The organism is Citrobacter sp. 506, from assembly GCF_050434985.1.
Classification (GTDB): Bacteria; Pseudomonadota; Gammaproteobacteria; order Enterobacterales; family Enterobacteriaceae; genus Citrobacter; species Citrobacter braakii.
On record NZ_JBNDJN010000001.1, the window covers coordinates 303,404 to 327,863 of the forward strand.

Annotated in this window: 21 protein-coding genes, 2 tRNA genes and 2 other RNA genes; 13 read left to right on the forward strand and 12 right to left on the reverse strand. The window is 51.6% G+C overall.

What is annotated here, in order from left to right; translation table 11 throughout:
- Position 1: 1 nt before the first annotated feature.
- Both sirB1 and kdsA read left to right on the forward strand, forming a co-directional pair.
- Entirely contained in the window at positions 2-811 is an 810-nt protein-coding gene (gene sirB1, locus ABIE10_RS01615) for an invasion regulator SirB1 (protein WP_003020775.1), read from the forward strand.
- Positions 812-846: 35 nt separating this feature from the next.
- On the forward strand, positions 847-1,701 hold the full coding sequence (gene kdsA / locus ABIE10_RS01620; RefSeq protein ID WP_016156739.1) for a 3-deoxy-8-phosphooctulonate synthase: 855 nt from the start codon (positions 847-849) through the stop codon (positions 1,699-1,701).
- Between the two features lie 152 nt (positions 1,702-1,853).
- Here kdsA and chaA read toward each other — a convergent pair whose 3' ends face one another.
- Positions 1,854-2,954 carry a sodium-potassium/proton antiporter ChaA gene (gene chaA / locus ABIE10_RS01625; protein WP_016153289.1) on the reverse strand — a complete coding sequence of 367 codons (1,101 nt, stop codon included), beginning with the start codon at positions 2,952-2,954 and terminating at the stop codon, positions 1,854-1,856.
- Between the two features lie 275 nt (positions 2,955-3,229).
- Here chaA and chaB point away from each other — a divergent pair, with 275 nt between their 5' ends.
- Positions 3,230-3,460: a putative cation transport regulator ChaB gene (gene chaB, locus ABIE10_RS01630; RefSeq protein WP_103766368.1), complete on the forward strand. Its 231-nt coding sequence runs from the start codon at positions 3,230-3,232 to the stop codon at positions 3,458-3,460.
- Between the two features lie 196 nt (positions 3,461-3,656).
- Positions 3,657-4,352 carry a gamma-glutamylcyclotransferase gene (locus tag ABIE10_RS01635; RefSeq protein WP_095715907.1) on the forward strand — a complete coding sequence of 232 codons (696 nt, stop codon included), beginning with the start codon at positions 3,657-3,659 and terminating at the stop codon, positions 4,350-4,352.
- A 54-nt stretch (positions 4,353-4,406) separates the two neighbouring features.
- Here the strand turns inward: ABIE10_RS01635 and ABIE10_RS01640 are convergent, their stop codons facing one another.
- Together ABIE10_RS01640 and ABIE10_RS01645 are read right to left on the reverse strand one after the other, a co-directional pair.
- The gene (locus ABIE10_RS01640; RefSeq protein ID WP_003833405.1) at positions 4,407-4,652 is read right to left on the reverse strand and encodes a DUF1883 domain-containing protein; all 246 of its coding nucleotides are present in this window, start codon (positions 4,650-4,652) and stop codon (positions 4,407-4,409) included.
- A gap of 261 nt (positions 4,653-4,913) precedes the next feature.
- The gene (locus ABIE10_RS01645) at positions 4,914-5,267 is read right to left on the reverse strand and encodes a DsrE/DsrF/TusD sulfur relay family protein (protein WP_200052055.1); all 354 of its coding nucleotides are present in this window, start codon (positions 5,265-5,267) and stop codon (positions 4,914-4,916) included.
- A gap of 175 nt (positions 5,268-5,442) precedes the next feature.
- Between ABIE10_RS01645 and ABIE10_RS01650 the strand changes: the two genes are divergently transcribed.
- Positions 5,443-6,828 carry a YchO/YchP family invasin gene (locus tag ABIE10_RS01650; protein ID WP_072161095.1) on the forward strand — a complete coding sequence of 462 codons (1,386 nt, stop codon included), beginning with the start codon at positions 5,443-5,445 and terminating at the stop codon, positions 6,826-6,828.
- 21 nt (positions 6,829-6,849) lie between these two features.
- Here ABIE10_RS01650 and narL read toward each other — a convergent pair whose 3' ends face one another.
- On the reverse strand, positions 6,850-7,500 hold the full coding sequence (narL, locus tag ABIE10_RS01655; protein ID WP_003020756.1) for a two-component system response regulator NarL: 651 nt from the start codon (positions 7,498-7,500) through the stop codon (positions 6,850-6,852).
- Positions 7,493-9,289 carry a nitrate/nitrite two-component system sensor histidine kinase NarX gene (gene narX, locus ABIE10_RS01660; RefSeq protein WP_200046761.1) on the reverse strand — a complete coding sequence of 599 codons (1,797 nt, stop codon included), beginning with the start codon at positions 9,287-9,289 and terminating at the stop codon, positions 7,493-7,495. The genes narL and narX overlap by 8 nt, the downstream gene beginning before the upstream one ends.
- Before the next feature lie 340 nt (positions 9,290-9,629).
- Here narX and ABIE10_RS01665 point away from each other — a divergent pair, with 340 nt between their 5' ends.
- The 5 genes from ABIE10_RS01665 to narI all read left to right on the forward strand — a co-directional run bounded on the left by ABIE10_RS01665 (position 9,630) and on the right by narI (position 18,079).
- Entirely contained in the window at positions 9,630-11,021 is a 1,392-nt protein-coding gene (locus ABIE10_RS01665) for a NarK family nitrate/nitrite MFS transporter (protein ID WP_016153284.1), read from the forward strand.
- A 395-nt stretch (positions 11,022-11,416) separates the two neighbouring features.
- The gene (locus ABIE10_RS01670; protein WP_200079992.1) at positions 11,417-15,160 is read left to right on the forward strand and encodes a nitrate reductase subunit alpha; all 3,744 of its coding nucleotides are present in this window, start codon (positions 11,417-11,419) and stop codon (positions 15,158-15,160) included.
- A complete protein-coding gene (gene narH, locus ABIE10_RS01675; protein WP_003833388.1) occupies positions 15,157-16,695 on the forward strand; it encodes a nitrate reductase subunit beta in 1,539 nt (512 codons plus the stop codon). The genes ABIE10_RS01670 and narH overlap by 4 nt, the downstream gene beginning before the upstream one ends.
- Positions 16,692-17,402 (forward strand): nitrate reductase molybdenum cofactor assembly chaperone, encoded by a 711-nt coding sequence (narJ, locus tag ABIE10_RS01680; RefSeq protein ID WP_016153282.1) that lies wholly within the window; start codon positions 16,692-16,694, stop codon positions 17,400-17,402. Before narH ends, narJ begins: the two co-directional genes overlap by 4 nt.
- Complete coding sequence (gene narI / locus ABIE10_RS01685; RefSeq protein ID WP_016153281.1) at positions 17,402-18,079, forward strand: respiratory nitrate reductase subunit gamma; 678 nt, start codon at positions 17,402-17,404, stop codon at positions 18,077-18,079. The genes narJ and narI overlap by 1 nt, the downstream gene beginning before the upstream one ends.
- 166 nt (positions 18,080-18,245) lie before the next feature.
- Here narI and ABIE10_RS01690 read toward each other — a convergent pair.
- The 6 genes from ABIE10_RS01690 to ABIE10_RS01715 form a co-directional block, all read right to left on the reverse strand.
- Positions 18,246-18,377, reverse strand: a non-coding RNA gene (locus ABIE10_RS01690) — RtT sRNA.
- 44 nt (positions 18,378-18,421) lie between these two features.
- Positions 18,422-18,553: non-coding RNA, RtT sRNA (locus tag ABIE10_RS01695), on the reverse strand.
- Positions 18,554-18,597: 44 nt separating this feature from the next.
- Positions 18,598-18,682: transfer RNA gene (locus tag ABIE10_RS01700), tRNA-Tyr, on the reverse strand.
- Between the two features lie 36 nt (positions 18,683-18,718).
- Positions 18,719-18,803: transfer RNA gene (locus tag ABIE10_RS01705), tRNA-Tyr, on the reverse strand.
- Between the two features lie 156 nt (positions 18,804-18,959).
- A complete protein-coding gene (gene purU, locus ABIE10_RS01710; RefSeq protein WP_016153278.1) occupies positions 18,960-19,802 on the reverse strand; it encodes a formyltetrahydrofolate deformylase in 843 nt (280 codons plus the stop codon).
- Positions 19,803-19,857: 55 nt separating this feature from the next.
- Complete coding sequence (locus ABIE10_RS01715) at positions 19,858-20,313, reverse strand: YchJ family protein (protein WP_200079990.1); 456 nt, start codon at positions 20,311-20,313, stop codon at positions 19,858-19,860.
- A gap of 111 nt (positions 20,314-20,424) precedes the next feature.
- Here ABIE10_RS01715 and rssA point away from each other — a divergent pair, with 111 nt between their 5' ends.
- The 3 genes from rssA (at position 20,425) to galU (ending at position 23,552) form a co-directional block, all read left to right on the forward strand.
- Entirely contained in the window at positions 20,425-21,336 is a 912-nt protein-coding gene (gene rssA, locus ABIE10_RS01720; protein WP_429154504.1) for a patatin-like phospholipase RssA, read from the forward strand.
- A 90-nt stretch (positions 21,337-21,426) separates the two neighbouring features.
- Positions 21,427-22,440 carry a two-component system response regulator RssB gene (rssB, locus tag ABIE10_RS01725; protein ID WP_016153275.1) on the forward strand — a complete coding sequence of 338 codons (1,014 nt, stop codon included), beginning with the start codon at positions 21,427-21,429 and terminating at the stop codon, positions 22,438-22,440.
- A gap of 203 nt (positions 22,441-22,643) precedes the next feature.
- A complete protein-coding gene (galU, locus tag ABIE10_RS01730) occupies positions 22,644-23,552 on the forward strand; it encodes a UTP--glucose-1-phosphate uridylyltransferase GalU (RefSeq protein WP_016153274.1) in 909 nt (302 codons plus the stop codon).
- 137 nt (positions 23,553-23,689) lie between these two features.
- Here galU and hns read toward each other — a convergent pair whose 3' ends face one another.
- Positions 23,690-24,103, reverse strand: a complete 414-nt coding sequence (gene hns, locus ABIE10_RS01735) for a histone-like nucleoid-structuring protein H-NS (protein ID WP_003020723.1) — start codon at positions 24,101-24,103, stop codon at positions 23,690-23,692.
- Between the last annotated feature and the right edge of the window lie 357 nt (positions 24,104-24,460).

The following is a 24,460-nucleotide window of genomic DNA, read 5'->3' on the forward strand; positions in this document are numbered from 1 at the left end:
CATGAGGTCGTTAGCTGATTTCGAATTTAATAAAGCGCCATTGTGTGATGGGATGATCCTGGCGTCGGAGTCTATCCGTCTGGATTTTCCAACACAAACTGTCTACGACGAACTGGAACGTCTGGTCAGTCTGGCGCAAGAAGAAATTAGCCAGCTCCTGTCTCAGGATGAGCAACTGGAAAAACTGCTGGCACTTTTTTACGGCGAATGGGGATTTACGGATACCCACGGCGTCTATCGTCTTTCTGATGCACTCTGGCTTGACCAGGTACTGAAAAATCGGCAGGGCAGCGCCGTGTCTCTGGGGGCGATCTTATTGTGGATTGCCAACAGACTGGAGCTGCCGCTGGTACCGGTGATTTTCCCGACGCAACTGATCCTTCGTATTGAGTCGCTCGATGGTGAAATGTGGCTAATCAATCCATTCAATGGCGAAACGTTAAATGAGCACACGCTGGAAGTGTGGTTGAAGGGGAACATCAGCCCGGTCGCGGAGCTGTTTAACGAAGACCTGGATGAAGCGGATAACGCGGAAGTGATCCGCAAACTGCTCGACACGCTGAAATCATCACTGATGGAAGAGCGGCAAATGGAGCTGGCGCTGCGTGCCAGTGAAGCCCTATTGCAGTTTAATCCTGAAGATCCGTATGAAATTCGCGATCGTGGTTTAATATACGCGCAGCTCGAGTGCGAACATGTTGCGCTGACAGATTTAAGTTATTTCGTTGAACAGTGTCCGGAAGACCCGATCAGCGAAATGATTCGTGCGCAAATTAATACTATTTCGCACAAACAAATTGTATTGCATTGATTAATCACACTTTACCTACCGTTTAAGGCGATCCTATGAAACAAAAAGTGGTTAGCATTGGCGACATCAACGTGGCAAATGACCTGCCGTTCGTGCTGTTTGGCGGAATGAACGTGCTGGAATCCCGCGATCTGGCGATGCGCATTTGTGAGCACTACGTAACCGTTACTCAAAAGCTGGGTATCCCTTACGTGTTTAAAGCCTCCTTTGATAAAGCCAACCGTTCTTCCATCCACTCTTACCGTGGACCGGGCCTTGAAGAAGGGATGAAAATCTTCCAGGAACTGAAACAGACTTTTGGCGTAAAAGTGATCACCGACGTTCACGAAGCCAGCCAGGCACAGCCTGTTGCTGATGTGGTGGATGTGATTCAGCTTCCGGCATTCCTTGCTCGTCAGACCGATCTGGTGGAAGCAATGGCGAAAACCGGTGCCGTAATCAACGTGAAGAAACCGCAGTTCATCAGCCCGGCTCAGATGGGCAACATCGTGGATAAATTCCATGAAGGCGGCAACGATAAGGTTATTCTGTGCGACCGTGGTGCGAACTTTGGTTATGACAACCTGGTTGTGGACATGCTGGGCTTCAGCGTGATGAAGAAAGTCTCCGGCAACTCACCGGTGATTTTTGACGTTACCCATGCGCTGCAGTGCCGCGATCCGTTTGGCGCAGCAAGCGGCGGTCGTCGTGCGCAGGTTACCGAACTGGCGCGTGCCGGTATGGCGGTTGGTCTGGCAGGTCTGTTTATTGAAGCGCATCCGGATCCAGCCAATGCGAAATGCGATGGTCCATCCGCGCTGCCGCTGGCGAAGCTGGAACAGTTCCTGACGCAGATTAAAGCGATTGATGACCTGGTGAAAAGCTTCGACGAGCTGGATACCGAGAACTAAGAGAGTGTGACAGGCCGGAATTTCCCTCCGGCCTGCTGTTTGAAAAGGGTATAAAGGTCGCCGTCAGGCACCAGACGCGCCATCGATTGTGTTATATCGGCAGAAAAGAAAACGGCCCTGAAGAGGACCGTGCGGTACGTCTAAAATAATAATCAGGCAAATATTGTCATCAGATAGGCGATAAACAGTGCCAGATGCGCTGCACCGTTAAGCACATTGGTGCGTCCGGTGGAGAAAGAGATCTGACACAGAACCAGTGATGAAACCATCACAATCATCTCTGGCGCACCCAGCGCAAACATCAAATCATTCCCGGTTGCCCATGCAATCAGCGTCACCACCGGTACGGTCAGCGAAATTGTGGCTAACACCGAACCGAAGAATAAATTCATTGCCCGCTGTACCTGATTGCTCAGAACCGCTTTCAGTGCGCCCAGTCCTTCAGGCGAGAGGATCAGTAACGCGACCAGGAAACCCGTAAATGCGACTGGCGCATTCAGTTCAGTCAGCAAGGTCTCAAGCGGGCTGGCGTTCATCTTGGTCACGGCGATAACAGCGATCAGATGAATGATAAGCCAGGCGGCGTGCCACAGATTGCTGTGCGCTGACGGCTTACCGTGATGCGGGTCGTCGTCGTCACCCTCGTCTTCATGCTCGTAAATGAACAGACTTTGGTGCGTTTTAGTTTGAATCAGCAAAAATACGCCGTACATCGCCGCAGAAATTAACGCCACCAACAGCGCCTGTGCGGTAGTGAAATTTGCCCCCGGCAACGCCATCGGGAATACCAGTACAATAATGGCCAGTGGGAACAGGGCGATTAAATACTGCTTAATACCAAATAGGTTCATATACTGAGTGGCAAATTTACGGCCACCTAATAGTAATGAAAAACCGACCAGCCCCCCGGTTACGATCATAATGATTGAATACAGCGTATCGCGCATGAGCGTAGGTGCGGCATCGCCGGTTGCCATTAATGCGGATATTAAGCTGACTTCAAGAATAACAACGGACAAACTGAGGATCAGCGACCCATAGGGTTCGCCAAGTCGATGCGCTAATACGTCCGCATGACGGACAACGCTGAATGCGCTGCTTAATATACCAATAAGGGCCAGCGCATTAATACCGATGACCACTGGTAGTGACTGACTGCTCCCCCAGAAGAACAGTACTACCAGCGCCAAAATCGGGAAGACGAGAGAGGTCTCCTTGTGGCGGGTTTTTACCGCCTCATGTGCTTGTGTCATTGCATTAATTCTCCATCTCTGCAGGTATTTATAATTATAAAAAGTATTAAAGAATGTAAAAAATAACAGAAAACGTGGTTTTGTAGGTGACATTTTACGAAATTTTACTACATCACCTGTTTTCCCTCTCAAAGCGGCCAAAAACCAATTTCTTGTTTATAGACTGTTTAATTAACAGAAGGTTAGGTAAAGAAAATTTCTAAAAATGTCCATTATTGGCGTCTCGCCGCATTGTTAACCACACTTAAGGTTTAGCCTAAAAAGAGGAGTTCACAATGCCTTATAAATCTAAAAGCGATCTGCCTGACAGCGTGCGGCACGTTCTGCCAGCCCATGCTCAGGACATTTATAAAGAAGCTTTCAACAGCGCCTGGGAACAGTATAAAGACAAATCTGACCGACGTGACGATGCCACCCGAGAAGAGACGGCACATAAGGTCGCGTGGGCCGCGGTTAAAAATGATTACCAAAAAGGTGATGATGGTAAATGGCATAAAAAGACGTAACAGTATCAATTATAATGCCTTTATAAACTCGCTTGCATCAGGCGTTAGCGAATCGTGCTACGCCGCGCGGTTACTGGCTTGCAAGCGAGCGGTGAATTGCCTATTGTCCAGCTATTGGTTTCAAAATGAGCAGTAAAAAAGCCCGGAAGGCGTCAAAAAAGTTGTCGCAGGGAAGCAGCAGTGGCGGAGGTGTAAGGTGTTAACGCGTGATTTTTTATTGAATGCCGACTGTAAGACGGCATTTGGTGCTATTGAAGAATCACTACTCTGGTCAGCGGAACAACGTGCAGCCTCACTGGCCGCCACGCTCGCTTGTCGACCAGATGATGGACCGGTGTGGATCTTCGGTTATGGATCGTTGATGTGGAACCCGGCCTTAGAGTTTGAAGAGTCCTGTACCGGCACATTAGTCGGCTGGCACCGTGCATTTTGTCTGCGCCTGACGGCGGGGCGAGGAACGGCGTGTCAGCCGGGACGCATGCTGGCCCTGAAAGAGGGCGGACGTACCACCGGTGTGGCCTACCGCTTGCCGGACGCGACGCTGGAACAAGAGCTTTCTCTGTTGTGGAAGCGAGAAATGATCACCGGATGCTATCTGCCGACCTGGTGCCAGCTGGCGCTTGATGACGGCCGTACGGTGAACGCGCTGGTGTTTATTATGGATCCGCGCCATCCGTTGTTTGAGTCAGACACGCGCGCGCAGGTGATCGCGCCGCTTATTGCCGCGGCCAGCGGACCTTTAGGCACTAATGCCCAGTATCTGTTCTCGCTGGAACAAGAGCTGGTCAAGCTGGGGATGCAGGATGATTGCCTTAATGATCTGGTGATCACGGTCAAACGATTGTTGGGAGAGAACCTGCCGGAAGGCGTTATGCGGCCAGGGTTTGCCTGAACCCGGCGTGGAATTGTATGCCCGAAAGCCAGGCGCTTTTCGGGCATGTCACGCTTAGGCTGCAATATAACTTATCGAATGCTCAAGCGACTGACTGTGGCTGTCGATCAGCACGTTCCAGACGCCGGTATAGGGCACGGTCAACCATGCGTTATCACGATCCTGCACGCTTAAGATGTCGGACTGCGTGTCTTTGACGTGATTTTTTTCGCTCATCAGGTGGATGTGACAGCGCTCGGAACAGCGCACAACCACCGTATCGCCACCAAATAACTTTAAACTTGCCTTCACTAATGCCATTTTTCCCCCCGTTCTTGAAAACAACGTACTTTCTCTCGAAAGTGCTGCGTGATGTTGTTCACATTTCACTCATTGCATAACACCAAAGGGGGAGCAACAGGATGCTGATTTTGATCAAAAAATGGCATAACGATTAAACAAAAGTGACAAAACACTTAAAAAGGGTTGAACGGGCGTGCTAACGTTCAACGAACCGCGCCCATCAAATATTAAATCCGGAAATTATCGACACTTTCAGTGCGCTTGCCTGAAAACGGTATATCAGAAGGTCAACACTTTATCTGCAGCCAGCGTCCATTGAGCCAGTTCTACCAGCGTGCCGACGGCCACTCCGTCAATTAACGGCAGCGCCGTGATCCCACGACCATCGGTGCAGGTTTTGCACAGTTTTACCGGAACATTTTGCGCAGTCAGGATCTCCAGCATTTGCTGAATATTGTAGCCTTCCGCGGGTTGCTGACCACGTAATCCTGCGGTTACGGCATCAGACATTAAAAACAGACGCAGGTCGAGAGCGGCTTCCTGTTCGCGCAGGGCGATAGCCAGACGTAGGCTGTTAAATAACGATTCGCTTCCATAAGCCGCTCCGTTCGCGACGATCACTATCTTTTGCATTTTTACTCCTGTTACTGCATGTGAGCGTAAATAACCGACACGTATGTTACACCTATTTCTCAATGCCAGGATAATGCCGAAAAAAGGGGGAGGGGCTGAAAATCAACGCTGAAAACGTTATGGTTTAAGATAAGTATGCCACTGTGGCTAATTGATGTAAGAAACCACTAACGATTTGAGCCGTATTATCTGTTCTTCTCTTGCTATATTCGCACTCTTGCCGCTGGCAGGCGGTACTGCTAACGCGCAGTCGTCCTTTGTGCACCAGGCTGAAAACCCTTTCGATAACAATAGTGATGGCTTGCCCGATCTTGGTATGGCCCCGGAGTCGCGGGCAGGCGAAAAGCATTTTGCCGAAATGGTCAAAGCGTTTGGTGAAGCCAGCATGACTGATAACGGGCTTGATACCGGTGAACAGGCGAAGCAGTTCGCGTTTGGCCAGGTGCGAGATACGGTCAGCGAACAGGTGAATCAGCAACTGGAATCCTGGCTTTCTCCCTGGGGAAACGCCAGCATCGGGTTGCAAGTTGATAACGAAGGCAGTTTTACCGGGAGTCGGGGAAGCTGGTTTGTGCCGTGGCAGGACAATCAACGTTATCTTACCTGGAGCCAGCTAGGAGTGACGCAACAGGACGACGGCTTAGTCAGTAATGCGGGGATTGGGCAACGTTGGGTACGCGACGGTTGGTTACTGGGTTACAACACCTTTTATGACAACTTACTGGATGAAAATCTGCCCCGGGGAGGCCTCGGCGCAGAGGCGTGGGGCGAATATTTGCGCTTATCCGCTAACTATTATCAACCGTTGTCTTCCTGGCAGGATCGTTTTGCAACCCAGCAACAACGGATGGCCCGCGGCTACGATCTGACCGCGCAAATGCGGATGCCGTTCTATCAACACCTCAATACCAGCGTCAGCGTGGAACAGTATTTTGGCGACCGGGTGGATCTATTTCATTCGGGAACCGGGTATCACAATCCGGTGGCGGTGAACCTCGGGCTGAGCTATACACCGGTGCCGCTAATCACGGTGACAGCGCAGCATAAGCAGGGGGAAAGCGGCATTAGCCAGAATAACCTCGGCTTAACCCTTAGTTACCGTTTTGGCGTGCCGTTAAAAAAACAGTTGATGGTCAGTGAGGTGGCGAACAGCCGTTCACTGCGCGGCAGTCGTTATGACGATCCGCAGCGTAACAATTTGCCGACGCTGGAGTATCGCCAGCGTAAAACGCTGTCGGTATTTTTGGCCACGCCGCCCTGGGATCTCAAACCGGGAGAGACGGTGGCGCTGAAGCTGCAGGTGCGTAGTTTGCATGGGATCCGCCACCTGACGTGGCAGGGCGATACTCAGGCGTTGAGCTTAACGGCTGGCAGCAATAACCGAAGCGCGCAGGGCTGGACGATTATTATGCCGAAGTGGGACAGCAGAGAAGGTGCGACGAACCGCTGGCGGTTGTCTGTGGTGGTAGAAGATGAGCAGGGCCAGCGTGTCTCTTCCAATGAGATCACGCTATCACTGACCGAACCGTTTACTACCGTTTCGGAAAATGATCCTCGTTAACAATGACGCATGCGCGCGTTATCAGAAAATACGTTCCTGGTGCACCCATACCGCGGCTTCAACACGTGATTTGAGCTTCATTTTCTTCAGCATATGCTTCACGTGAACTTTTACCGTGCTTTCGGTGATGTCCAGGCGGCGGGCGATCATCTTGTTAGGCAGACCCTGGGCGATGAGCTTAAGAATATCGCGTTCGCGCGGCGTCAGTTGGGTAACATCACGGTCGGACGTTGCGCGATTGGCGCGTAGGCTGGCGGCCAGAACCGGCGTTAAGGCTTCGCTCAGCACCATTTCACCGGCAGCCGCTTGCTGCAATGCTTTCAGCAAATCTTCCGGCTCCATATCTTTCAGCAGATAACCGTCGGCGCCGCGCTTCAGTGCAGTAACCACGTCTTCTTCATGGTTGGATACGCTAAACACGACGATACGGCCTGACAGTGATTTCTCACGCAGCTTGTCGAGTGTTTCCAGACCGTTCATGCCAGGCATGTTGAGATCAAGAAGGATCAGATCGGGATCAAGGGATTCTGCCAGCTCGATACCCTGCTCACCATTGCTGGCTTCGCCGACAACGGTGATATCGGGCGCCATGCTGACAAGCTGTTTTACACCGGTTCGCAGCATCGGATGATCGTCGATCAACAGGATGGTTGCCGGTTCCAGATTACTCATGGGTATCTCCTTGGACTTCTGTGAAGTTTGTTTCGGGAATAAAAGTGACAGCAACTTCAGTACCGCCTGTCTCGCGACGGCGTACACGGCAATCGCCGCGCAAGCTTTGCGCACGGTCGCGCATGATTATCATGCCGTAGTGGTTACTGCGTTCGGCGTTTTCCGGTACGCCGCAGCCGTTATCTTGCACTGTTAGTTTGACCTGCTTACCATTTTGCACCACCGTTACGACCACTTCATCGGCCTGAGAGTGTTTGAGGGCGTTGCTCAGGGCTTCGCGCGCAATTTGTAGCAGGTGAATCGCCTGATGCGAAGGGACCAGACGCGGTGGCAACTGATAATCCAGCTTAACCGTAAAACCAAAACGCGCGCTGTATTCCTGACAGCTGGCTTCCAGCGCCGGTCTCAATCCAGGTTCCGTCAGCTGTAAACGGAATGTCGTTAACAGCTCGCGCAGTTGCGCCCAGGAGGCGTTCAACTCGTTACGAATCTGACTGAGCAGCTCGCGGCAGTTATCTGAAAGCGCATCGCCCTGCATCTGCAAACAGCTCACCTGCATCTTCATACAGGAGAGCGATTGTGCAATAGAATCATGAAGTTCGCGCGCAATGGTGGCACGCTCTTCCATCACGATCAACTGCTGCTGACGCTCCTGATGCCTGTCGAGTGCAAGCGTTGCGGTCAGTTGCTCAACCAGAGTATCAACCAGTTGCTGCTGATCGTGGCTGAGATGGCGTCCGTACGGCAAAGTCGCGAGCAGGATACCATACTGGGTATGGGCGTCGGTTAGCCGCCATTTCAGTGTGATACCGCCGTCAATGGCGGGTAGCGTACCGCGCGGACACAAATGGCAGCCTTTCTCATCACAGCTGAGATTGGACTGGCAGGTAAATTCCTGATGATTATCTTCATCTTCCAGGTCATAGACCCGCAGTTCAATATCATGCAGCAGGGTCAAATTTTGCAGGCCGTTCAGTACCGGAGAGAGGCGTTCGCACAACGGCACCTGAGAGTGCAGGCGGCGGTTGGCTTGCCACAGGAAAGAGAGGATCTGATTTTTGTGCTCCAGACCCGCCGTTTTCTCCTGTACCCGCTGTTCCAGCACCGCGTAACTTTCGGCCAGTTCTTCCGACATATTATTCAGCGCCGAGCCCAGCGCTGCCATCTCATTACGTCCACTGATATGTGCGCGTTGGGTAAAATCACGTTGACTGACGGCTCGCGCCATCGCCAGCAGTTGTTTCCACGGCTGTAACAGGCGCACGCGTAGCCAGATAATGGTGAAGACCAGCAGCAATGCCATAAATACGGCCATCAGGCGATGCAGCAAGACGACGCGTTCAATGCGTAATTCGGTGGTATGGTCAAAGGCGGTGACCAGCTTATCCAGTCCGCCCACAAAGCGCCTGACATCCTGCGCTACCGCATCAGGCGTTTGCGCATGCGCAAGCCCCGGTGCCAGTTTGGTGTGCCAGTAATCCTGTAAGGCTTTTAACTGCGCCTGTTGTCCGTCACGCTGCGCGGCACGCGTCAATTCCGGGCTAAACGCCGTTTGCTCCATTTCATCCAGTAGTGGTTGATCGTTGGCGTCCAGCGGTATGGCTGCCAGCAGGCGATAGCTTTGCATGCGCAGCGATCCCGCTTTGTTGATTGCATGCGCGCTACCCTGAACGCCCTGAACCAGCCAGCCAGAGACTGCCATACCCGCCACGCCGATGGCAGTAGACAATAAAACAATCAGCGCCACCTGGTTGACCAGCGTAAGCGGGGAAAGACAACGTTTAAACATGGTGACTTGTTCCTTCGGGTTTTCGTAAAACCGAAAACCTTATTGAATGACGATTCTGCTGCAGGCAGTGGCGTTATTCTCGGCGATACACTGGAGTATACCCATACCTCAAACGGGCTACCCCTTAATTGCCGCCAGAGGGAGAGATCCTAAACGAGGGGGAGTAGGGGACGACAGAAGCGTGAAAAACCACATCTTTTTTACCGAAGTTATGTACTCATTTAGGATGATGATAAATTTCAGGCATCAATAATGACACCTTTTCCTTTGATTTATATCAACTTACCTCCAGCTGTAAACCCTAATGTGGCAGGCATCGAAACAAGTATCAGAGGTGTCTATGAGTCACTCATCTGCCCCGGAAAGGGCATCTGGAGCTGTAATTACTGAATGGCGGCCGGAAGATCCCGCCTTCTGGCAGCAGCGTGGTCATCGAATCGCCAGCCGTAACCTGTGGATTTCCGTCCCTTGCTTGCTGCTGGCGTTTTGCGTGTGGATGTTATTTAGCGCCGTGGCGGTGAACTTACCGAAAGTCGGATTTGATTTCACCACTGAACAACTGTTCATGCTGACGGCATTACCTTCGGTGTCCGGTGCGCTGTTGCGTGTACCGTACTCCTTTATGGTCCCCCTGTTTGGTGGACGTCGCTGGACGGCGTTCAGCACCGGTATCCTGATCATTCCTTGCGTATGGCTAGGTTTTGCGGTGCAGGATACCTCCACGCCATTTAGTACCTTTATCATTATCTCGCTGTTGTGCGGTTTTGCCGGTGCGAACTTTGCCTCCAGCATGGCAAACATCAGCTTCTTCTTTCCAAAACAGAAACAAGGCGGCGCGCTGGGTCTGAACGGTGGTTTGGGTAACATGGGCGTCAGCGTGATGCAGTTGGTCGCTCCGCTGGTGGTTTCACTGTCAATCTTTGCCGCATTTGGCAGCCAGGGTGTTGAACAACCGGATGGTACGCAGCTGTATCTGGCAAACGCCGCATGGATTTGGGTACCGTTCCTGGCTGTATTAACGCTGGCTGCATGGTTTGGTATGAATGAACTGGCAACCTCAAAAGCTTCGCTGAAAGAGCAACTGCCGGTGCTGAAACGCGGGCACCTGTGGATTATGAGCCTGCTGTATCTGGCAACCTTCGGTTCATTTATCGGTTTCTCTGCCGGTTTCGCGATGCTGTCAAAAACGCAGTTTCCTGAGGTACAGATCCTGCATTACGCCTTCTTTGGACCGTTGATTGGCGCCCTGGCACGTTCAGCAGGCGGCGCAATCTCTGACCGACTGGGGGGGACCCGCGTAACGCTGGTGAACTTCGTGCTGATGGCTATTTTCAGTGCCTTACTGTTCCTGACGCTGCCATCAAACGGTGTCGGTGGCAACTTTATCGCCTTCTTTGCGGTGTTCCTGGCGCTGTTCCTGACGGCTGGTCTGGGGAGTGGTTCAACCTTCCAGATGATCTCTGTTATCTTTCGCAAGCTGACGATGGACAGAGTGAAAGCTGAAGGCGGTTCAGAAGAGAAAGCGATGCGCGAGGCGGCGACCGACACCGCGGCAGCGCTGGGCTTTATCTCAGCTATTGGTGCGATCGGCGGCTTCTTTATCCCGAAAGCATTCGGTACGTCCCTGGCATTAACTGGCTCTCCGGTCGATGCGATGAAAGTATTCCTGATCTTCTATGTCGCCTGTGTGGTTATCACCTGGGCGGTGTACGGACGTCATTCTAAAAAGTAAAAAAGTAGTAACTGTTGATTATCCATTGCGCGGTGTTAGACCGCGCTTTTTTTTGCCCGCTATTAGTTACAACATACTTTTATATTGTGATGCGACAACAGCCTGTTAGAACGGTGCTCGCAATATGCTAAACAGGGGGGATACCCCTTAATACCCACTTATAAAGAATTTAACATTTGTATGATAAGTGAGTTTAAAAAACTCAATGAAATTCAATATGTTGATTGATTTATCGATATCCCACTAAGGGGGTATGTGAAAATCGACCCTCAATTTTCATCCCTGCCTGCCTTGATCGTTATCAATTCTCACGCCCTTTCAGAGCGTTACCTTCGCTCTCAATCAAGCAATGTCGATTTATCAGAGAGCCGTCAGGCTCCTACAGGAGAAAACCGATGAGTAAATTCCTGGACCGGTTTCGCTACTTCAAGCAGAAGGGCGAAACCTTTGCCGATGGGCACGGCCAGCTTCTCAATACCAACAGGGACTGGGAGGATGGATACCGCCAGCGTTGGCAGCATGACAAAATCGTGCGTTCAACCCACGGTGTAAACTGCACTGGCTCATGCAGCTGGAAAATCTATGTGAAAAATGGTCTGGTGACCTGGGAAACCCAGCAAACTGACTACCCACGCACTCGTCCAGATATGCCCAACCACGAGCCTCGCGGCTGCCCGCGTGGTGCAAGCTATTCATGGTATCTCTACAGCGCTAACCGTCTGAAATACCCGCTGATGCGCAAACGTCTGATGAAGATGTGGCGTGAAGCAAAAAGACTGCACAGCGATCCGGTAGATGCATGGGCATCCATTATCGAAGACGCCGACAAAGCAAAAAGCTTCAAACAAGCGCGTGGTCGTGGTGGATTCGTTCGTTCTTCCTGGCAGGAAGTGAATGAGCTGATTGCCGCATCTAACGTTTACACCATCAAAACCTATGGTCCTGACCGCGTCGCAGGCTTCTCGCCGATCCCAGCGATGTCGATGGTTTCTTATGCGTCCGGCGCACGTTATATGTCGCTGATTGGCGGGACCTGCCTGAGCTTCTATGACTGGTACTGTGACCTGCCGCCAGCTTCCCCGCAGACCTGGGGCGAGCAGACCGACGTACCGGAATCTGCCGACTGGTATAACTCCAGCTACATTCTGGCATGGGGCTCTAACGTACCGCAGACCCGTACTCCGGATGCGCACTTCTTTACTGAAGTTCGTTACAAAGGCACCAAAACAGTAGCAATTACCCCGGACTACGCAGAAATCGCCAAACTGTGCGACCTGTGGCTGGCTCCGAAGCAGGGAACCGATGCGGCGATGGCAATGGCGATGGGTCATGTCATGCTGCGCGAGTTCCACCTCGATAACCCGAGCCAATATTTCACCGACTACGTTCGTCGTTATACCGACATGCCAATGCTGGTGATGCTCGAAGAGCGCGACGGCTACTATGCTGCTGGTCGTATGCTGCGTGCTGCGGATCTGGTTGACTCTCTGGGCCAGGAAAATAACCCGGAATGGAAAACTGTCGCTATCAACAGCAACGGCGAAATGGTTGCGCCAAACGGTTCAATTGGTTTCCGTTGGGGCGAAAAAGGCAAATGGAACCTTGAGCAGCGCGACGGCACGTCCGGTGATGAAACTGAACTGCAGCTCAGCCTGCTGGGTAGCCAGGATGATATCGCTGAAGTGGGCTTCCCATACTTTGGTGGCGAAGGCACCGAGCACTTCAGTAAAGTCGAACTGGAAAACATTCTGCTGCATAAATTGCCCGTTAAACGCCTGCAACTGGCCGATGGATCTAAGGCGCTGGTGACCACCGTTTACGATCTGACGATGGCCAACTACGGCCTGGAACGTGGTCTGAACGATGAAAACTGCGCGACCAGTTACGATGACGTGAAAGCGTACACGCCAGCGTGGGCAGAAAAAATTACAGGCGTATCACGTTCTCAGATTGTACGCATCGCCCGTGAATTTGCGGATAACGCAGATAAAACGCACGGTCGTTCGATGATTATCGTCGGTGCCGGTTTGAACCACTGGTACCACCTCGATATGAACTATCGTGGCCTGATCAATATGCTGGTGTTCTGTGGCTGTATCGGCCAGAGCGGCGGCGGCTGGGCCCACTACGTAGGGCAGGAAAAACTGCGTCCGCAAACCGGCTGGCAGCCGCTGGCGTTTGCTCTTGACTGGCAGCGTCCGCCTCGTCATATGAACAGCACCTCCTACTTCTATAACCACTCCAGCCAATGGCGCTATGAGACGGTGACTGCGCAGGAACTGCTGTCCCCGATGGCAGACAAATCCCGCTATAGCGGTCATTTGATTGACTTTAACGTTCGCGCTGAACGTATGGGCTGGTTACCGTCTGCGCCGCAGTTAGGGACTAACCCGCTGTATATCGCGAAAGAAGCGCAGAAAGCAGGTATGACGCCGGTGGACTACACCGTTAAATCCCTGAAAGAAGGTTCTATTCGCTTTGCGGCAGAGCAGCCGGAAAACGGTAAAAACCATCCGCGTAACCTGTTTATCTGGCGTTCAAACCTGCTCGGTTCTTCCGGTAAAGGCCACGAGTATATGCTCAAGTATCTGCTGGGTACTGAACATGGTATTCAGGGCAAAGATCTCGGCCAGCAGAGCGGCGTGAAGCCAGAAGAAGTGGAATGGCAGGATAACGGACTGGACGGCAAACTGGATCTGGTCGTTACGCTGGACTTCCGCCTGTCGAGTACCTGTCTGTATTCCGATATCGTGCTGCCGACCGCTACCTGGTATGAAAAAGATGACATGAATACCTCGGATATGCATCCGTTTATTCATCCTCTGTCTGCGGCCGTTGACCCGGCCTGGGAATCGAAGAGCGACTGGGAAATCTATAAAGCCATCGCCAAGAAATTCTCTGAAGTTTGTGTGGGCCACCTCGGTAAAGAAACCGACGTCGTTACGCTGCCGATTCAGCACGACTCCGCCGCTGAACTGGCGCAGCCGCTGGACGTGAAGGACTGGAAAAAAGGGGAATGCGACCTGATTCCAGGTGTTACGGCACCGCACATCATGACCGTTGAGCGTGATTATCCGGCAACGTACGAGCGTTTCACCTCCATCGGTCCGCTGATGGAAAAAATCGGTAACGGCGGTAAAGGGATTGCCTGGAACACCCAGAGCGAAATGGATCTGCTGCGTAAGCTCAACTACACCAAGGCTGACGGTCCGGCGAAAGGCCAACCGATGCTGGATACCGCAATTGATGCTGCTGAGATGATCCTGACGCTGGCTCCGGAAACTAACGGTCAGGTTGCCGTTAAAGCCTGGGCGGCGCTGAGTGAATTTACCGGTCGTGACCATACGCATCTGGCGCTGAATAAAGAAGACGAAAAAATTCGTTTCCGCGACATCCAGGCGCAGCCGCGCAAAATTATCTCCAGTCCGACCTGGTCAGGTCTGGAAGATGAACATGTGTCTTATAACGCCGGTTATACCAACGTTCATGAGCTGATCCCATGGCGTACGCTGTCTGGTCGCCAGCAGTTGTATCAGGATCACCAGTGGATGCGTGACTTCGGTGAGAGCCTGCTGGTGTATCGTCCGCCAATCGACACCCGTTCGGTGAAAGCGGTGATCGGCGAGAAGTCTAACGGTAACCCGGAAAAAGCGCTCAACTTCCTGACGCCGCACCAGAAATGGGGGATCCACTCCACCTACAGCGACAACCTGCTGATGCTGACGCTGTCTCGCGGTGGTCCGATTGTGTGGATGAGTGAAGTTGATGCGAAGGATCTGGGTATCGAAGATAACGACTGGATCGAAGTCTTCAACAGCAACGGTGCGCTGACGGCGCGTGCAGTTGTCAGCCAGCGTGTGCCGGCCGGGATGACCATGATGTACCACGCGCAGGAACGTATCGTTAACCTGCCGGGTTCTGAAATCACCCAGCAGCGCGGCGGGATCCACAACTCGGTAACCCGTATTACGCCGAAACCAACTCACATGATCGGTGGTTATGCGCAGCTGGCATACGGCTTTAACTACTACGGTACCGTCGGTTCAAACCGAGATGAGTTCGTAGTTGTACGTAAGATGAAGAACATTAACTGGTTGGATGGCGAAGGCAATGACCAGGTACAGGAGAGCGTAAAATGAAAATTCGTTCACAAGTCGGCATGGTGCTGAATCTCGATAAGTGCATCGGCTGCCACACCTGTTCAGTGACCTGTAAAAACGTCTGGACCAGCCGTGAAGGTATGGAGTACGCCTGGTTCAACAACGTCGAAAGTAAGCCTGGCGTTGGCTTCCCGAACGACTGGGAAAACCAGGAAAAATGGAAGGGCGGTTGGATCCGTAAAATCAACGGCAAACTGCAACCGCGCATGGGTAACAAAGCACTGCTGCTGGGTAAAATCTTTGCTAACCCGCATCTGCCGGGTATGGATGATTACTATGAGCCGTTTGATTTTGACTACCAAACGTTGCACAACGCCCCAGCAGACAGTAAGGCGCAGCCGATTGCCCGTCCGCGCTCGCTGATCACCGGTCAGCGGATGGATAAAATCACCAGCGGTCCGAACTGGGAAGAAATTCTGGGGGGCGAGTTCGAAAAACGCGCCAAAGACCAGAACTTCGAAAACATGCAGAAGGCGATGTACGGTCAGTTCGAAAATACCTTCATGATGTATCTGCCGCGTTTGTGTGAGCATTGCCTTAACCCGGCGTGCGTGGCGACCTGCCCAAGCGGCGCTATCTACAAGCGTGAAGAAGATGGCATCGTGCTGATCGACCAGGACAAATGCCGCGGCTGGCGTATGTGTATCACTGGCTGCCCGTATAAGAAGATCTACTTCAACTGGAAGAGCGGGAAATCTGAGAAGTGCATTTTCTGCTACCCGCGTATCGAAGCCGGTCAGCCGACCGTTTGTTCCGAAACCTGCGTAGGCCGTATTCGTTACCTCGGCGTACTGCTGTATGACGCAGATGCGATCGAAAGTGCGGCAAGCACGGAGCACGAGAAAGATCTGTACCAGCGTCAACTGGACGTGTTCCTCGATCCGAACGATCCGGCTGTTATTGAACAAGCGCTGAAAGATGGTATTCCGCTGAGCGTCATTGATGCCGCACAGCAGTCGCCGGTTTACAAAATGGCGATGGACTGGAAGCTGGCGCTGCCGCTGCATCCGGAATACCGCACGCTACCGATGGTCTGGTATGTGCCGCCTTTGTCACCGATCCAGTCTGCCGCCGATGCGGGTGAGCTGGGCAGCAACGGTATTCTGCCGGACGTTGACAGTCTGCGTATCCCGGTTCAGTACCTGGCGAACCTGCTGACCGCAGGCGACACTCAGCCGGTACTGTTAGCGCTGAAACGTATGCTGGCGATGCGTCACTACAAACGTGCGGAAACCGTTGACGGTAAAGTTGATACCCGTGCGCTGGAAGAGGTGGGCTTAAGCGAAGCGCAGGCACAGGAAATGTATCGTTATCTGGCGATTGCTAACTACGAAGATCGTTTCGTGGTACCGAGCAGCCATCGTGAACTGGCACGTGACGCGTTCCCGGAGAAAAGCGGTTGTGGCTTTACCTTCGGTGACGGTTGCCATGGTTCTGATACTAAATTCAATCTGTTCAACAGCCGCCGCATCGACGCTGTCGATGTGACCAGCAAAACGGAGCCGCACCAATGATTGAACTTGTCATTGTTTCGCGTCTGCTCGAGTACCCGGATGCTGCCTTGTGGCAGCATCAGCAGGAACTTTTCGATGCACTCGCGTCATCTGAGAACCTGGATAAAGAGGATGCCCAGACTCTGGGCATTTTCCTGCGCGATCTCACCGCGCAGGACATGCTGGATGTGCAGGCAAGCTATAGCGAACTGTTTGACCGTGGCCGCGCCACCTCGTTGTTGCTGTTTGAACATGTACACGGCGAGTCCCGCGATCGTGGTCAGGCTATGGTTGACCTGATGGCGCAGTATGAACAGCACGGTCTGCAGCTCGACAGCCGCGAACTTCCCGATCATCTGCCGCTGTATCTGGAATACCTTGCGCAGTTGCCGAAAAGCGAAGCATTAGGGGGGTTACAGGATATCGCGCCGATTCTGGCGCTGCTCAGCGCTCGTTTGCAACAGCGTGAAAGCCGTTATGCGGTGCTGTTCGATCTGCTGTTAAAACTGGCGAATACCGTTATCGACAGCGATAAAGTGGCTGAAAAAATTGCAGATGAAGCGCGTGACGATACCCCACAAGCGCTGGATGCGGTCTGGGAAGAAGAGCAGGTGAAATTCTTCGCCGATCAGGGGTGTGGTGAGTCGGAAATTTCCGCTCACCAGCGTCGTTTTGCCGGGGCCGTTGCGCCGCAGTATCTGAATATCACCACCGGAGGACAGCAATAATGCACTTCCTGAATACGTTCTTCTTTGACATCTATCCGTACATCGCGGGTTCTGTCTTTCTGATTGGCAGTTGGCTGCGTTATGACTATGGGCAGTATACCTGGCGCGCGGCTTCCAGTCAGATGCTGGATCGCAAAGGGATGAACCTGGCGTCAAACCTGTTCCACATCGGGATCCTGGGGATTTTTGCCGGGCACTTCCTTGGCATGCTGACACCACACTGGATGTATGAAGCGTGGCTGCCGCTTGAAGTGAAACAAAAGATGGCGATGTTCGCGGGTGGTGCCAGTGGTGTGATGTGTTTGATTGGCGGCGTCCTGCTGCTGAAACGCCGCCTGTTCAGCCCACGTGTGCGGGCGACCACTACCGGAGCGGACATTCTGATCCTCTCCCTGCTGGTGATCCAGTGTGCGCTGGGCCTGCTGACCATTCCGTTCTCCGCCCAGCATATGGACGGCAGCGAGATGATGAAGCTGGTGAACTGGGCGCAGACAGTGGTGACCTTCCAGGGGGGGGCGTCTCAATATCTGGATGGCGTCGCGTTCATTTTCCGTATGCACCTGGTGCTGGGTATGACGCTGTTCCTGTTGTTCCCGTTCTCGCGTCTGGTGCACATCTGGAGCGTTCCGGTCGAATATCTGACGCGCAAATACCAGATTGTTCGTGCGCGTCATTAATCGGTTATCTGTGTAAGACAAAACCCCGCTCCGGCGGGGTTTTTTTACGACTAATTGCCGGATAAGCATTGTGCATCAGGCAAATTGCCGACCCGAATTGAGGCTTGATCGAGGGCAAGGTATGGGGCATTACAGATGGATTGGATGCTGGTGCGTTATGAAGTGATGGTGGTGGGGGAAGGATTACTCAGCGCGGTGCGCTTCGCCCTTCGGGTCGTTGCCTGCGGCAACGCTTTCTCGCTAACGCTCGAATCGAACCTTAGTCGAAGCTTCTCATCCTTCCCGCTTGGGCAGAATATGAGACATTACAGATGGATTGGATGCTGGTGCTTTATGAGGTGATGGTGGTGGGGGAAGGATTACTCAGCGCGGTGCGCTTCGCCCTTCGGGTCGTTGCCTGCGGCAACGCTTTCTCGCTAACGCTCGAATCGAACCTGAGTCGAAGCTTCTCATCCTTCCCGCTGGGGCAGAATATGAGACATTACAGATGGATTTGATACAGGTGCTTTATGAAGTGATGGTGGTGGGGGAAGGATTCGAACCTTCGAAGTCGATGACGGCAGATTTACAGTCTGCTCCCTTTGGCCGCTCGGGAACCCCACCAGGGGTATACTAATTTTATGAATCTATCGAAATGAATGGTGGTGGGGGAAGGATTCGAACCTTCGAAGTCGATGACGGCAGATTTACAGTCTGCTCCCTTTGGCCGCTCGGGAACCCCACCACGGGGTAATGCTAGTTACTGGCCTGCTTCCGTTGGAAGCGGGGCGCATCATATCAAATGATGCGCCCCTGTAAAGTATTCCGTTGATAAAAAAGAACTGGTTGCCTGATTTTTACACGTAAAGATGTAAAGGTAACCAATTCAATTATCAATCGATTACAGAATAATCGTTCGGTTACCGTAAACAAAGACGCGTTGAGCCAGAACCTGATACAGCGCGCGGCTTAATACATTTTTCTCAACGTCGCGACCCGCACGCATCATGTCTTCCGCGGTGTAGGTGTGATCCACATGAATTACGTCCTGCATAATGATTGGGCCTTCATCGAGGTTATCATTCACGTAGTGGGCTGTTGCACCGATGATCTTCACACCGCGCTCATAAGCCTGATGGTAAGGGCGAGCGCCAATAAACGCTGGCAGGAATGAATGGTGAATATTGATAATCTTATTCGGGAAGCGTGAAACAAATGTTGGTGTCAGAACGCGCATGTATTTTGCCAGCACGACATAGTCAGGTTGGTGCGCGTCGATAGCGTCGGCCATTTTCAGATCATGTTCGTCACGCGTTAAACCTTCGTGGCTGACCAGCTCAAACGGGATATCAAACCGTTCAACCAAAGGTCGCAGCGTCTCGTGGTTGCCGATCACAGCGGCGATTTCAACATCCAGCCCGCCATAATTGGCCTTCATTAACAGATCACCCAAACAATGTGCTTCCTTGGTGACCAAAATGACGATACGGCGGCGTCCTGCTGGTGTTAATTCACGAATGGAGCCATCTGGTAGGGCACTATCCAGATCGGCAAGCAGCGTGACGTCGTTAAAAATACCCTCCAGTTCGGTACGCATAAAAAAGCGCCCGGTACGGTGGTCCACGAACTCATTGTTCTGCACGATGTTCAGTTCATGCTTGTAACAGATATTCGTAATGCGCGCGATCAGACCTTTTTGGTCCGGGCAAATAGTACGCAGCACTTTTCGTTGTAATGAATGCATTTGCAGCGGTGATCCTGTTGAGAATGTTTGCAAAATTGATACTGTCGGGCGTTGATTAGCCGCAGCACTTTTTAAATTTTTTACCGGAGCCACAAGGGCAGGTATCGTTTCGTCCAATTTGAGGGCGTGTACCGTCTATATAGTACCACTGACCGTTTTCTTTTAAAAAACGAGAGCGCTCGATAATTGCACCTGTTTTACCTTGTTCAGAAAATCGCGCAACAAAGCTGACATAGCCGATATTTTCTGTGTCTGTCGTTTGTTGTTCAAAAACGGTCAGCCCGAGCCATTCGGTGTGGCTAAAACCTGCGATAATGTCGTCGCGAAACGCGGCTGCATGACAGTCCGGATGCCAGGTCTTGATAAGGTAATCTGCGTCTTTCATCACAAAAGCACAGTAACGAGAACGCATGAGGTGTGACGGCGTAGGTGCTACTTGCGCGCCGGACACATAACGGTAGCAACATAGGCTATACTCGACAGCGCTACCACAGGGACAAAGCTGAGACACAAAGTACTCCCTGGAATAAAAAAACGGCGTAAAAACGCCAGGGTAGCACTATGTTAACTGAGCGGTAGCGATGTTGCTACGTCTGCAAGCCAGGGGAAGTTTGTACGTACAATGAGAAAAATAAAAATTGGGCTGGCGCTAGGTTCCGGCGCGGCGCGAGGTTGGTCGCATATTGGCGTTATTAAAGCCCTAAAGCATATGGGCATTGATGTTGATATTGTGGCAGGGTGCTCCATTGGTTCGCTGGTTGGTGCAGCCTACGCATGCAATAAGTTACCTGCTCTCGAACAATGGGTTTGTTCTTTCAGCTATTGGGATGTCTTACGTCTGATGGATCTCTCGTGGCGCAGGGGCGGTTTACTGCGTGGTGAACGGGTATTCAATCAGTACCGTAATGTCATGCCGGTAGAAGCATTTGAGCAATGCACTCGCCGTTTTGCAACTGTGGCTACTAATCTGAGTACGGGTCGGGAGCTCTGGTTCACGGAAGGTGATTTGCACCTGGCTGTTCGGGCCTCCTGCAGTATTCCTGGTCTGATGTCCCCTGTAGCGCATAATGGTTACTGGCTGGTCGATGGCGCGGTGGTGAATCCCGTTCCTGTATCCTTAACTCGCGCGCTGGGCGCTGATATCGTTATTGCCGTCGATCTGCAACACGATGCGCATCTTATGCAGCAAGATTTACTCTCCTTCAACGTCAGCAGTGATGCCGAAACGGGTGATGATGTTGACGCGCTTTCATGGCGTGCCCGACTGAAAGAGCGCTTGAGCAACATAACGGCCAGGCGTGCGGTAACCGCGCCGACGGCGATGGAGATCATGACGACTTCTATTCAGGTTCTGGAAAACCGTCTGAAACGTAACCGCATGGCCGGTGACCCGCCAGATATCCTGATCCAGCCGTTTTGTCCGCAAATATCCACGCTGGATTTTCACCGCGCCAGCGCAGCAATTGCTGCTGGACAACTGGCGGTCGAGAAGAAAATGGATGAGCTTCTACCCCTGGTGAAAACCAACATCTAACGCATTTTTTATCAACACTTAAGCAAATTCTGACAGGCGTGAGTAGCAATAGCATGCCACTATTTACTAAAGCCAGTCAGGGGGGAGAATATGACGCAGCCATTGGTCGGAAAACAGATTCTTATCGTTGAGGATGAGCCGGTATTTCGCTCACTCATGGACTCATGGTTTTCCTCTTTGGGAGCGACAACGGCGGTAGCTGGCGATGGACTTGAAGCACTTGAATTACTCGGGCACTTTAACCCCGACCTGATTATCTGCGACCTGGCTATGCCACGAATGAACGGCCTTAAGCTAGTAGAGTATCTGCGTAATCGTGGCGATCAGACCCCAATCCTGGTGATATCAGCGACGGAAAACATGTCTGATATAGCCAAAGCACTGCGATTGGGTGTGGATGATGTGCTGCTAAAGCCGGTAAAAGACCTGAACCGCCTGCGCGAAACCGTCTTTGCGTGTCTGTATCCGAATATGTTTAATTCACGCGTGGAAGAAGAAGAGCGGCTGTTTCGCGACTGGGATGCGATGGTCGGGGATCCCGCCGCTGCAGCGAAGCTGTTACAAGAATTACAGCCTCCTGTGTCGCAAGTTATTTCACGATGTCGGATCAACTATCGTCAATTGGTAGCCGCCGATCAGCCGGGGCTGGTACTGGATATTGCACCGCTATCGGACCATGACCTTGCGTTTTATTGTCTGGATGTGACGCGGGCAGGGGATAATGGCGTTCTGGCAGCATTGTTACTGCGGGCGCTATTTAACGGTTTGCTGCAGGAACAGCTCGCGCATCAAAATCAACGATTGCCGGAGCTAGGTGCGTTATTGAAACAGGTTAACCATTTATTGCGCCAGGCTAATTTGCCCGGACAATTCCCTTTGCTGGTGGGTTATTACCACAGCGGATTAAAAAACCTGATTCTGGTATCAGCAGGGCTGAATGCGACATTAAATACAGGTTCCCACAATGTACAAATCAGCAATGGCGTTCCGTTGGGAACCTTAGGGAATGCGTATCTTAATCAACTGAGCCAACGTTGCGAATCCTGGCAATGCCAAATTTGGGGGGCCGGTGGTCGGCTGCGCCTGATGTTGTCTGCAGAATGAACAACCGAGTGGAGTGAGAATGAAATTGGCTCCCCCCCTCATGCTGTGAGTGCTACTATCAGCGCCAGATTTATTCGTATTTATCTTAATTATACCGACGCGCGTCCTTTTCAGACCAGAAGCTTGTCGCGGTACTGATATACTTGGATGCGATACAGATTGATGAACACGTTCAATACATGAACAGTCCAGGAGAGTTTTAAATGGCTGCCCTTAATTCAAAAGTCAAAAAGGCCGTTATCCCGGTTGCGGGATTAGGAACCAGGATGTTACCGGCTACGAAAGCAATCCCGAAAGAGATGCTACCGTTGGTTGATAAGCCATTAATTCAGTACGTCGTAAACGAATGTATTGCTGCGGGCATCACTGAAATTGTACTTGTAACTCACTCGTCTAAAAATTCGATTGAAAACCACTTCGATACCAGCTTTGAACTTGAAGCTATGCTGGAAAAACGTGTAAAACGCCAGCTTCTGGAAGAAGTGCAATCTATTTGTCCGCCACATGTCACTATTATGCAGGTGCGTCAGGGACTGGCCAAAGGTCTGGGCCACGCGGTATTGTGCGCGCACCCGGTGGTTGGCGATGAGCCCGTTGCGGTTATCTTGCCGGACGTCATTCTTGACGAATACGAATCTGATTTATCACGCGACAACCTTGCCGAAATGATTCATCGTTTCGATGAAACAGGCAGCAGCCAGATTATGGTTGAGCCGGTAGAAGATGTTACCGCTTATGGTGTTGTTGATTGTAAAGGCGTTGAATTAGCGCCGGGCGAAAGCGTACCGATGGTTGGCGTTGTTGAAAAGCCGAAAGCGAATGTGGCGCCATCTAATCTGGCCGTCGTGGGGCGTTACGTCCTTAGCGCGGATATCTGGCCTCTGCTGGCAAAAACGCCTCCGGGAGCCGGTGACGAAATTCAGCTGACTGATGCTATCGATATGCTGATTGAAAAAGAAACGGTTGAAGCTTATCACATGAAGGGCAAAAGCCATGACTGTGGTAATAAGCTGGGCTATATGCAGGCGTTCGTTGAATATGGTATTCGCCATAATACTCTCGGCGCTGAATTTAAAGCCTGGCTGGAAGATGAGATGGGTATTAAGAAGTAACCTGCTGGTATTATCAGGTCTGAACGGTGCTGTTAATCCAGCACCGTTTTTTTATACCTGAACTGGGTAGGGACTGTGCGAAGTACAGGTAAAAAAAATCCCGCCAGTGGCGGGATTTTAAGCAAACTATTTCTGAATTATTCCTTGATTAAGAAATCGTCCAGTTGTTTACCTTGTTCTTCCATCGCTTTTTTGATCACTGCTGGTGTACGACCCTGACCAGTCCAGGTTTTAGTTTCACCGTTTTCGTCAACATAGCTATATTTAGCCGGACGTGCAGCGCGTTTAGCTTTGGTGCCAGATTTAACAGCAGCCATGCTATTCAGCAGTTCGTTCGGGTCAATGCCGTCAGCGATCAGCATTTCACGATATTGTTGCAGTTTACGAGTACGTTCTTCAACTTCAGCAGCTGCAGCGCTTTCTTCTTCACGGCGCTCGCTAACAACAACTTCTAATTTTTCCAGCATTTCTTCAAGCGTTTCCAGAGTACATTCTCTTGCCTGCGCACGAAGAGTACGGATGTTGTTCAGAATTTTAAGTGCTTCGCTCATTGTAGTAATCTCAAACTTATATTGGGGGTGGTTTGTTGAGCTAATAATAGAGCGATAAATTCAGTTGTGCAATAGCCAGGAATGTAAGGAATTCAAAATTGCGCTTTATTTAGTATCAGAATTAATTCATCTGTCTTAAATTCACCGCGACGTTGGGCATAAAAAAGGCTTATTGGTGAGGGGGCTTCTCAGCGGCTGAGAGTAAAAATTCAAGATTTAGGTCACATTTTATGGTGTACAAATAGTATCTCTTTGCAGTGATTTCAACCTTTTGTATTAGTTTTGCTTACATGAATTCGCTAATACATGGCGACAGTGGGTAGATTCAATAACAATAAGGGAAGGGTTTCTTTATTG